Annotated in this window: 13 protein-coding genes; 9 read left to right on the top strand and 4 right to left on the bottom strand. The window is 72.0% G+C overall.

Features of this window, described 5'->3' with window-relative positions; translation table 11 throughout:
- Positions 1-72: 72 nt before the first annotated feature.
- Complete coding sequence (locus tag ABZE72_RS13515; protein WP_372729552.1) at positions 73-915, bottom strand: LLM class F420-dependent oxidoreductase; 843 nt, start codon at positions 913-915, stop codon at positions 73-75.
- Between the two features lie 50 nt (positions 916-965).
- Between ABZE72_RS13515 and dapE the strand changes: the two genes are divergently transcribed.
- The 5 genes from dapE to ABZE72_RS13490 are packed head-to-tail and all read left to right on the top strand — an operon-like array spanning position 966 to position 4,309.
- A complete protein-coding gene (gene dapE, locus ABZE72_RS13510; protein ID WP_372729551.1) occupies positions 966-2,045 on the top strand; it encodes a succinyl-diaminopimelate desuccinylase in 1,080 nt (359 codons plus the stop codon).
- Positions 2,042-2,776, top strand: a complete 735-nt coding sequence (locus tag ABZE72_RS13505) for a TIGR00730 family Rossman fold protein (RefSeq protein WP_372729550.1) — start codon at positions 2,042-2,044, stop codon at positions 2,774-2,776. The genes dapE and ABZE72_RS13505 overlap by 4 nt, the downstream gene beginning before the upstream one ends.
- A complete protein-coding gene (locus ABZE72_RS13500) occupies positions 2,776-3,093 on the top strand; it encodes a DivIVA domain-containing protein (protein ID WP_372729549.1) in 318 nt (105 codons plus the stop codon). Before ABZE72_RS13505 ends, ABZE72_RS13500 begins: the two co-directional genes overlap by 1 nt.
- Before the next feature lie 15 nt (positions 3,094-3,108).
- Entirely contained in the window at positions 3,109-3,534 is a 426-nt protein-coding gene (locus ABZE72_RS13495; RefSeq protein WP_372729548.1) for a hypothetical protein, read from the top strand.
- 7 nt (positions 3,535-3,541) lie between these two features.
- Positions 3,542-4,309, top strand: coding sequence for a M14 family zinc carboxypeptidase (locus tag ABZE72_RS13490; protein WP_372729547.1), 768 nt, complete (start codon positions 3,542-3,544; stop codon positions 4,307-4,309).
- A gap of 5 nt (positions 4,310-4,314) precedes the next feature.
- Here ABZE72_RS13490 and ABZE72_RS13485 read toward each other — a convergent pair whose 3' ends face one another.
- The gene (locus ABZE72_RS13485; RefSeq protein WP_372729546.1) at positions 4,315-5,109 is read right to left on the bottom strand and encodes an enoyl-CoA hydratase/isomerase family protein; all 795 of its coding nucleotides are present in this window, start codon (positions 5,107-5,109) and stop codon (positions 4,315-4,317) included.
- Positions 5,110-5,143: 34 nt separating this feature from the next.
- Positions 5,144-5,920 carry a PaaX family transcriptional regulator C-terminal domain-containing protein gene (locus ABZE72_RS13480; protein WP_372729545.1) on the bottom strand — a complete coding sequence of 259 codons (777 nt, stop codon included), beginning with the start codon at positions 5,918-5,920 and terminating at the stop codon, positions 5,144-5,146.
- Positions 5,921-6,081: 161 nt separating this feature from the next.
- Here ABZE72_RS13480 and ABZE72_RS13475 point away from each other — a divergent pair, with 161 nt between their 5' ends.
- The 3 genes from ABZE72_RS13475 to ABZE72_RS13465 are packed head-to-tail and all read left to right on the top strand — an operon-like array spanning position 6,082 to position 8,159.
- On the top strand, positions 6,082-6,249 hold the full coding sequence (locus ABZE72_RS13475) for a DUF3117 domain-containing protein (RefSeq protein WP_107700523.1): 168 nt from the start codon (positions 6,082-6,084) through the stop codon (positions 6,247-6,249).
- A 21-nt stretch (positions 6,250-6,270) separates the two neighbouring features.
- Complete coding sequence (locus ABZE72_RS13470; protein ID WP_372729544.1) at positions 6,271-7,824, top strand: M17 family metallopeptidase; 1,554 nt, start codon at positions 6,271-6,273, stop codon at positions 7,822-7,824.
- Entirely contained in the window at positions 7,821-8,159 is a 339-nt protein-coding gene (locus ABZE72_RS13465; protein ID WP_372729543.1) for a hypothetical protein, read from the top strand. Before ABZE72_RS13470 ends, ABZE72_RS13465 begins: the two co-directional genes overlap by 4 nt.
- A gap of 12 nt (positions 8,160-8,171) precedes the next feature.
- On the opposite strand, the gene ABZE72_RS13460 is transcribed toward ABZE72_RS13465, so the two are convergent.
- The gene (locus tag ABZE72_RS13460) at positions 8,172-8,822 is read right to left on the bottom strand and encodes an O-methyltransferase (protein ID WP_372729553.1); all 651 of its coding nucleotides are present in this window, start codon (positions 8,820-8,822) and stop codon (positions 8,172-8,174) included.
- A gap of 231 nt (positions 8,823-9,053) precedes the next feature.
- Here ABZE72_RS13460 and ABZE72_RS13455 point away from each other — a divergent pair.
- Positions 9,054-9,408 (top strand): sigma-70 family RNA polymerase sigma factor (locus ABZE72_RS13455; RefSeq protein WP_372729542.1); only part of this gene is annotated, 355 nt, incomplete at its 3' end.

The following is a 9,408-nucleotide window of genomic DNA, read 5'->3' as shown; positions in this document are numbered from 1 at the left end:
TGCCACTTGTGGTTGCCCAAGAGCAACCACAAGTGGCAGGTCAGCGGCCTGGCAGCAACCACAAGTGGCAGGTCAGCGCAGGCGGGTGGCGAGGCGATCCAGGTGGGCCAGAACCTCGTCCTCGGACTTGTCCGGCACCCCCCAGATCAGTTCGGTCGCCCCGGCCGCCTCCCACCCGGCGAGGTCGTCGGGGGAGGGCTTCGTCGCGACCAGCACGTGGATCTCCGGCGACCCCTCGCGGCCGGCCTCGGCCCAGGCCCGGTGCAGGTCGGCGGCCTTGCCGCTGATGTCCTGCTCGATCGGGGTGGTCATCCAGCCGTCGGCGTTCTCGGAGATCCAGCGGAAGGTCTTCGGGCCGCCGCCGGCCCCGATCAGCACCGGCACGTGCGCCTGCACCGGCTTCGGGTAGGCCCACGACGGTCCGAACGACACGAACTCCCCGTCGTACGACGCCTCCTGCTGCGTCCAGAGCGCCCGCATCGCCGCGAGGTACTCCTTCAGCACGGTACGACGACGCGCGGCCGGCACGTGGTGGTCGGCCAGTTCGTCGGTGTTCCACCCGAAGCCCGCCCCGAGCGTGACCCGGCCGCCGGAGAGGTGGTCCAGCGACGCGATCGCCTTGGCCAGCGTGATCGGGTCCGACTCGACCGGGAGCGCCACCGCGGTCGACAGCCTGATCCGCGACGTCACCGCGGCAGCGGTGGCCAGCGAGACCCACGGGTCCAGCGTGCGGGCGTACCGGTCGTCGGGCAACGACGCGTCGCCGGTGCCCGGGTGGGCGGCCTCTCGCCGGATCGGGATGTGGGTGTGCTCGGGCACGTAGAAGGTGTCGAAGCCGCGTTCCTCGGCGGCGCGCGCCGTTGCGGCGGGGGTGATCCCGCGGTCGGAGGTGAACAGGACGATCCCGTGGCGCATGACCGAACACTAGAACAGGTTCCAGTTCGGCGGAATGGTTGGATGGCGACATGTCGCACCTGGACCTCTCCGCGGACGTCGCCACCCTCACCGAGCAGCTGGTCAACATCGAGTCGGTGAGTCGGAACGAACAGGCCATCGCCGACGCCGTCCAGGCCGCCCTCGAGCCCCTCGAGCACCTCATCGTCACCCGACACGGCCACACCGTCGTCGCCCGGACCGACCTCGGCCGCGGGGAACGCGTGGTGATCGCCGGCCACCTCGACACCGTCCCGCTCAACGACAATCTGCCCGCCCGGCGCGAGCAGCGCCCCGACGGCGACCTGCTGCACGGCCTGGGCACCTGCGACATGAAGGGTGGCGACGCCGTCATGCTCCGCCTGGCGGCAACCGTGCCCGAGCCCAACCGCGACGTCACCTTCATCTTCTACGAGGCCGAGGAGATCGACGAGCAGTACAACGGCCTCAAGCACCTCGCCGCGAGCAACCCCGAGCTGATGGTCGCCGACTTCGCGATCCTGATGGAGCCCTCGAACGCCGGGGTCGAGGCCGGCTGCCAGGGCACGCTGCGGGTCGACGTCCGCACCCACGGCGAGCGCGCCCACTCGGCCCGCAGCTGGAAGGGCGTCAACGCCATCCATGCCGCGGCCGACGTGCTCGCTCGCCTCCAGCAGTACGAAGCGCGACGGCCGGTGATCGACGGGCTGGAGTACCACGAGGGTCTGAACGCGGTCTTCATCCGCGGCGGGGTCGCCGGCAACGTGCTGCCGGACGAGTGCGTGGTGGAGGTCAACTTCCGGTTCGCGCCGGACCGCTCCGAGGCCGAGGCGGCCGACTTCGTCCGCGACTTCTTCGAGGGGTACGACGTCGAGGTCACCGACAGCGCCCCCGGCGCCCTGCCGGGTCTCGACGTCCCGGCGGCCAAGGCCTTCCTGGCGGCGGTCGGCGGCGAGGCACACCCGAAGTTCGGCTGGACCGACGTCGCGCGCTTCACGGCCCTGGGAGTGCCGGCGGTGAACTTCGGGCCGGGCGACCCGCTGCTGGCGCACAAGCAGGAGGAGTTCGTGCCGGTCGAGGAGATCGAGCGCTGCGAGGTCCTGCTGCGCGGCTGGCTGGGTGGTGACGCATGATCGACAAGATCACCGGCCCGGTCCTCAAGCGGCGCGAACAGGCTCGCGACGAGGGATCGACCACGGACCAGCGTCTGCTCGATTCTCGCGGCCCCAGCGACTGGGTTCACACCGATCCCTGGCGAGTCCTGCGTATCCAGGCCGAGTTCGTCGAGGGCTTCGGCGCCCTGGCCGAGCTGGGGCCGGCGGTGGCGGTCTTCGGCTCGGCCCGTACACCGGCCGGACACCCGGCGTACGCGCTGGCCGAGCAGGTCGGCGCCGGGCTCGCCCGGGCCGACTTCGCGGTGATCACCGGCGGTGGTCCCGGTGCGATGGAGGGCGCCAACAAGGGCGCCTCGGAGGCCGGGGGGGTCAGCGTCGGGCTGGGCATCGAGCTGCCCTTCGAGTCGGGGCTCAACCCGTGGGTCGACATGGGTGTGAACTTTCGCTACTTCTTCGCCCGCAAGACCATGTTCGTGAAGTACTCCCAGGGCTTCGTCGTCCTGCCGGGCGGCCTGGGCACCCTCGACGAGCTGTTCGAGGCGCTCACGCTGGTGCAGACCCGCAAGGTCACCCGCTTCCCGATCGTGCTGGTCGGTGTCGACTACTGGCAGGGCCTGGTCGGCTGGCTGCGCGACACGGCCCTCGCCGCCGGGACGCTCTCCGAGCACGACCTCGAGATGCTGACCCTGACCGACGACGTCGAGGAGGCTGTCGCGCTGATGGTCGAGGCCCGCAACGGTGACCGCTGATGATGTGGCTCTTCGCGATCCTGATCGTGCTGGCCCTCGGCGGCGTCGCGCTGGTGGCTGCCGGCAAGGGTGAGCCGATGACGCCGGCGTACGACGATCGACCGGACGCCGGCATCCCCGGCACGGGGCCCCTGGCCGCCGACGACCTGCGCCGGGTCCGGTTCCCGCTGGCCGTGCGCGGGTACCGGATGTCCGAGGTCGACGCCCTCCTGGACCGGCTCGCGACGCAGCTCGCCGAGGCCGGCGTCGAGGCGGGGGACGCGACCGACGACCCGGCCCCACCCTCGGAGGGTCGTGGCGAAGCACCCGCTTCGTAGGGCACACTGCCGAGCGTGTCGACCCCCGTGATCGTCTACGTCCTGACGGGCCTTGCAGCCGTCGTCGTCGTGCTGACCCGTGTCCGGCTGCGACTTGCGGGCGAGGCTGCGGGCAGGTTCCAGCTGGGCGGCGGACTGCTCGCCACGCACACGGTGAGCGGCGCCCTGGCACTGCTCGCCTGGGTGACCTTCCTGGTGGCGCCCGAGGACTCGGCGCCCGGGAGTGCCGCCGTGGGCATCGTCGCCCTGGCCTTCTGGTGGATCGTGGTGGTGGCCGGCCTGCTGATCCTGGTGCGGTGGCTGCCCAGCGGCGGAAAGCACGCCTCGGAGGTGTCGCAGGACTCCTGGTCCGAGGGGCCCGGACTCTCGATCCTGGCCCATGTCGGCATGCTGGCCGGGGTCTGTGTCTTCACCTGGGCCTACCTCACGGCGGCGGTCTGAGGGCACCGTGCGGCGACGTCTCGGGATCCTCGCCATCGGCCCTCTCGCGCTGGCCGCCCTCGCCCCCTTCGCGGAGGCGTCCGCCGGCCCGGCCGGCGCCGAGGAGCGCCCGGCGGTGATCGGTCGCCGCGTGATCGGCGAGTCCGTCGAGGGCCGCGACATCGTGGCCTGGCACCTCGGCCAACGCGGAAAACCCACGGTGGTGCTGATCGCGACCATGCACGGCAACGAGGCCGCCCCGCGCCAGATCCTCCGCGCGCTGCGCGACGGACGACCGATCCGGGGGCTCGACCTGTGGGTGGTGCCGACGTACAACCCGGACGGTCTCGCGGCCGGCACCCGCAAGAACGCCCACGGCGTCGACCTGAACCGGAACTACCCGCACCACTGGAAGGACCTGGACGGCACCTACGAGTCCGGTCCGCGTCCGCGCTCGGAGCCCGAGACCCGCGCGATGATCAGGTTCCTCAAGGACGTCCGCCCGAAGCGGATCCTCAGCTTCCACCAGCCGCTGCACGGCGTGGACACCGACACCAAGAAGCCCAGGTTCGCTCGCAGGGTGGCCCGTGAGCTGCGCCTGCCGCGCAAGCGCTTCACCTGTGGCGGGGTCTGCCACGGCACGATGACGAGTTGGTACAACGCGAAGTTCACGGGCGCAGCCCTGACCGTCGAGTACGGCGCCCGTCCGTCGCGTCACCTCATGCGGCACCGGGCGCCGCGCCAGGTGCTGGCCGTGTGGGGGGCCAAGGGCGGCCCGGCGCCGGGGCCGGGCTGAGCGTCCTACCGGCCCTGGAAGTTCGGCTTCTCCTTCGCCACGAAGGCCGCGACGGCGGCGGCGTGGTCCTCGGTGGCGCCGGTGCGCTGCATCATCCGGCTCTCGAAGGCGAGCGCCTCTGCGTAGGAGTGCCCGGCCGCGTAGGCGACGGACTGGCGCATCGAGCCGTAGGCGACCGTCGGGCCGGCAGCCAGACGCTCGGCCAGCGTGCGCACCTCGCTCTCGAGCTCGGCGGCCGGCACCACGTGGGTCGCCAGCCCCAGGGCCAGGGCCTCGTCGGCCTTGATCGTGCGCGGGAAGTAGAGCAGCTCGATGGCCTTGGCCCGGCCGACCAGCCGCTGGAGGTGGTAGCTGGCGCCGGTGTCGCAGGAGAGCGCGACGTTGGCGAAGGCGAGGTTGAAGCCGGCCGTGTCGGCCACCAGACGGAGGTCGCAACCGAAGGCGAGACTCGCTCCGGCGCCGGCGGCGACCCCGTTCACGGCGGCGAGGACGGGCTTGGCCATCTCGTCGAGCGCCGTGGCGATCGGGTTGTAGTGCTCGTCGACCGTGCGGAACAGCTGCTCGCTGGAGCCGCTGTTGAGGATCTGGATGTGCTCCTTGAGGTCCTGGCCGGTGCAGAACGCACGCCCGGTGCCGGTGAGCACGACGCAGCGGGCGGCCGGGTTCTCCGAGACCTCCCGGACGATTTCGAGCAGCAGCACCTTGGTGGCCACGTCGAGGCTGTTCATCGCGTCGGGGCGGTTCAGCGTGATGGTGGCGACGCCGTCGGACAGGTCGAGGAGCACGGAGGACTCGGTCATGGCTGCAGTCTGCCCGATGGCCCTCCCGGGATCGTCACGCGTCCAGGCAGGTCGAGACGAACCGGTCGCTGCCCGGCTTGAGGCGGGTGGCCTCGCGGGTGAAGAGCTCGGTGGCGGCTCGGCCCGGCCAGTCCTCGGGCAGGAGCTCCTCGGGCAGGCCGGGGTCGGCGAAGAGGAACTTGCGCCACTCGTGGACCAGGTGGAAGCGCGCGGCGAACGCAGCCTCGTCGGCATCGTCGTGACCGGCCAGCTGCTCGGCGACCAGCGCGTCCGCCGAGGCCAGCCACTCGTCGTACGCCGAGCGCAGCGCGAGCAGGTCCCACGCCTCGGTCGGAGGCGGGTCGACCCGGTCGGCACGCGCGGTCCGGGCGCCGGCACCCGCGCGCTCCAGGACGGAGGCGAGCTCGCCGCGGGGGAAGGGGCTGACCCACACGTGGTCGGCGAGCTCGGCGTACCCCACGTAGGTCAGGTCCGCGCGCAGCCGGCTGCGCGCGCTGCGGCTGGCTGGTGGCTCGACGAAGGCGAAGTGCCAGTGGCCGTCCCAGGCGGGGCGGGTGCGTCGGTAGATCCGCTCGGCGGCCTCGTCGAGACGGCGGGTGGCGCGCTCGGTGGCCCGGTAGCCACGTCCGCCGTCCAGGTTGACCGGCTCCAGCCAGCCCTGCATCACCATGCGCGAGATGGCGGTGCGCACGGCCGGCGCGGCGATGCCGACCGGCGCGAGGAGGCGTACGACGGCCGCGACCGGGGCCTGGCTGCCGCGGGTGCGCAGGTGATCGCCGTAGACGTCGAACAGTGCGGACCGGGCATGCATGGGGGGGAGTGTGCCAGTCGGAGCGTCCCTGCGCGCGGAACGACGCGTGACCCTGTGGTCGGGGACGCCGGTGCCATGGGGGATAATGGCCGACAGCGTGAGGCGGACAGGGTCGCTCGGACCCTGACTGCTCTTGAATCGGTAGAGGAAGAGGTACGCGGATGGCGGCCATGAAGCCGCGGACCGGTGACGGTCCGCTGGAGGTCACCAAGGAAGGACGCGGCATCGTCATGCGCGTCCCGCTCGAGGGCGGGGGTCGTCTCGTCGTCGAGCTCAACGCCGACGAGGCTGGCGCCCTGGGTGCTGCGCTCAAGGACGTCGTGGGCTGACGGCCCACTGAGCCCCGGCTGATGTCCGCCTCCCTCTCGGTCACTCTTCCCGCCCAGGTCTCACCCCCGCAGTTCGCGCTCAGCGACCTCCGGCCGCACGCCATCGTCGGCGTCGAGGTCCTCGCCCTCCCCGTCGTCCCCGGCGTCGGGGCAGGCTCAGCCCTGCTCGGTCCGGGTGCTGCAGAGGTCGGCGAGCAGCTCGACACCGACCTGTTGGCGTTGCTCGAGATGAACGAGGCCACCGGCAAGGCGGGCGAGGTGACCACCCTCCCGGTCCCCGGTGGCCTGCCCGACAACCCGGCGCTGCGCTGGGTGCACCTGGTCGGTGTCGGCGAGCAGCGGCTGGTCGACTTCCGGCGCGCCGGGGCAGCGCTCGCCCGGGCCACCCAGGACCGCGACAGCATCGCGACGTCGATCCCCGCGCTGGCCTCGACCGCCGGCCTGGAGGCCTTCGTGGTGGGCGCGATGCTCGCTTCCTTCGGCTTCCATTGGGGCTCCGCGGAGCCCGAGCACCGGCCGGTGGCCAAGGTCGTGCTCGCCGGGCTCCCCGAGGACCACGACCTCGACCGGGCCCTCGACCGGGCGCTGGCCATCGGCGGTGCCGGGTGGCGCGCCCGGATGCTGGCGACAGTCCCGTCGAACCTGAAGAATCCCGCCTGGCTGGCCGAGCAGGCGCGCCTGCTCGGCGAGGAGGCAGGTCTTGCCGTCACCATCTGGGACGAACGTCGACTGGCCGACGAGGGCTTCGGTGGGATCCTCGGCGTCGGGCAGGCCTCGGCCACCCCGCCCCGTCTGATCCGGATGGACTACACCCCCGCGAAGGTCAAACGGAAGACCCCGGTGGTCGTCCTGGTGGGCAAGGGGATCACCTTCGACTCCGGCGGCCTCTCGATCAAGCCCGGCGAGGCCATGATCACGATGAAGCGCGACATGACCGGTGGGGCGATCGTGCTCGCCGTCCTCAGCGCACTGGCGGCCGTCGAGTGCCCGGTGCGCGTGGTCGGCCTGGTCCCGGCAGCGGAGAACGCCGTCTCCGGCAACGCCCTGCGCCCCGGTGACGTCCTCACCCACTTCGGCGGGCGCACCTCCGAGGTCACCAACACCGACGCCGAGGGCCGGCTGGTCCTGGCCGACGCGCTCGCCTATGCCGTACAGGAGATCAAGCCGGACGCGATCGTCGACGTCGCCACCCTGACCGGCGCGATGAAGGTCGCGCTCGGTCAGCGCACCGGCGGCTACTTCGCCAACCACGACGCCCTCGCGGCCGCCCTCGCGCAGGCCGGCGAGGACGCGGGTGAACCGTTGTGGCGGTTCCCGCTGGCCGAGGTCTACGAGGAGAAGTTGACCTCCAAGGTCGCCGACGCCGACAACGCGGCGGGTGGCCCCGGGGCGATCACCGCGGCGCTGTTCCTGCAGCACTTCGTCGATGGCCTGCCCTGGGCGCACCTCGACGTGGCCTCGGCCGGCGACTCGCCGACCGAGCACCACGAGTGGACCACCGGCCCGACCGGCTTCGGCGCGCGCGCCCTGCTCGGCTGGCTCGGCGGACCCGACCCCCTGGCGTCGATCCCGTGATCGGCCTGACCGTCCGCTGGTCGCTCGCCGACGCCCCCGACGGCATCGAGGAGACGTTGGCGTCGTACGTCGCGGAATCCTCGCACGCGCGCTTCCAGGCGATGCCCGGCCTGCAGTTCAAGACTTGGCGGATGCGGGCCGGGGAGTGGTTCGAGGGCTGCTACGTCTTCGCGACACAGGAGGCCAGGGCCGAGTTCCAGGCGACCTTCACCGCGGGGGCCGAGCAGGCTCCGGGCTCCCAGCTCATCGGGAGCGGCCCGGTGCTGATCGAGGCCTGCGACATCGTCGCGGTCGCCGAGGGCGGCGCCGGCTTCACCGCCGCCTCCCGCTGCTGATCGAGTCCCGACTCAGACCTCGGGGGCCCAGACCTTCTTCGCGGCCAGCAGCCCGTCACCGACGGGCAGCAGCACCGAGACCAGGCCGTCGTGCTCCGCGATCGTGCGCCCCAGCTCCCGGATCGACACGGTCTCCTCGTCGCGCTGGGCGGGGTCGGCCACCCGGTCGTGCCACAGGGCGTTGTCGAAGGCCACCACGCCACCGGGGCGGAGCAGACGCAGCGCCTCCTTGAGGTAGGCGGCGTACTCGGCCTTGTCGGCGTCGCAGAAGACCAGGTCGTAGTGGCCGTCGGTCAGCCGGGGGAGCACCTCGAGCGCCGCGCCGGAGATGGTGCGCGCGCGCTGCGGCGGGATGCCGGCCTCGGTGTAGGACTGACGTGCGAGCCGCTGGTGCTCGGCCTCGATGTCCACGGTGGTGAGCACGCCGTCGCTGCGCATGCCACGCAGCAGCCAGAGGCCGGAGACACCGGTGCCGGTGCCGATCTCGACGACCGCCCGGGCGTCGAGCACCGAGGCGAGGAACCGCAGGGCGGCACCCCCACCGGAGCCGATCGAGACGACCCCCACTTCCTCGGCGCGGGCGCGGGCAGCGGCGAGGACCTCGTCCTCGGCGATGAAACCCTCGGCGTAGGACCAACTCGTGGGCTTGATCGGGGTGGTGATGGTGGCCTCCTGGGTGGGGCACCCGCCAGCGCGGGCGACCAGCGTGATCGAGCGGCACCACCGTATCGCGAACCGGCGGGAACGCGACGGCCCGACGAGACGTTGTCCTGATGAGTTCTCAGCAATCCTGAGGCCGCCCTCACAGGCTGCTCTCAGGCTCGGTTCCTACGGTGAGGAAGTCAGACGCTGTTCGGAGTGAAGGCGCGCGAATCGCGCCATGAGGAGACCCCGGTGGACGCTGCGACCCAGGGCCAGTCAGGCACGTCCGCGGTGCCGACCTGGGACGAGGTGGTCGAGCTGCACTCCGACCGCGTCTACCGTCTCGCCTACCGCCTGACCGGCAACCGCCAGGACGCCGAGGACCTCACCCAGGAGGTCTTCGTCCGGGTGTTCCGCTCGCTCGCCTCCTACACGCCCGGCACCTTCGAGGGCTGGCTGCACCGGATCACCACCAACCTGTTCCTGGACCAGGCCCGTCGCAAGCAGCGGATCCGCGTCGACGCCCTCTCCGACGAGCGGGCCGAGCGGCTCACCAGCGCCTCGCCGAGCCCGGACCTCGCCTACGCCGACCGGACCTTCGACGACG

The sequence above is a fragment of the Nocardioides sp. genome (assembly GCF_041600255.1).
Classification (GTDB): domain Bacteria; phylum Actinomycetota; class Actinomycetes; order Propionibacteriales; family Nocardioidaceae; genus Nocardioides.
Note: the sequence above shows the minus strand (reverse complement) of the source record. Positions and strands in the feature narration are given on the sequence as shown.

What these genes read in the sequence shown, in the direction of transcription:
- ABZE72_RS13515 (WP_372729552.1), bottom strand. Translation starts at nt 915, where the DNA reads ATGCGCCACGGGATCGTCCTGTTCACCTCCGACCGCGGGATCACCCCC.
- dapE (WP_372729551.1), top strand. Translation starts at nt 966, where the DNA reads ATGTCGCACCTGGACCTCTCCGCGGACGTCGCCACCCTCACCGAGCAG.
- ABZE72_RS13505 (WP_372729550.1), top strand. Translation starts at nt 2,042, where the DNA reads ATGATCGACAAGATCACCGGCCCGGTCCTCAAGCGGCGCGAACAGGCT.
- ABZE72_RS13500 (WP_372729549.1), top strand. Translation starts at nt 2,776, where the DNA reads ATGATGTGGCTCTTCGCGATCCTGATCGTGCTGGCCCTCGGCGGCGTC.
- ABZE72_RS13485 (WP_372729546.1), bottom strand. Translation starts at nt 5,109, where the DNA reads ATGACCGAGTCCTCCGTGCTCCTCGACCTGTCCGACGGCGTCGCCACC.
- ABZE72_RS13480 (WP_372729545.1), bottom strand. Translation starts at nt 5,920, where the DNA reads ATGCATGCCCGGTCCGCACTGTTCGACGTCTACGGCGATCACCTGCGC.
- ABZE72_RS13475 (WP_107700523.1), top strand. Translation starts at nt 6,082, where the DNA reads ATGGCGGCCATGAAGCCGCGGACCGGTGACGGTCCGCTGGAGGTCACC.
- ABZE72_RS13470 (WP_372729544.1), top strand. Translation starts at nt 6,271, where the DNA reads ATGTCCGCCTCCCTCTCGGTCACTCTTCCCGCCCAGGTCTCACCCCCG.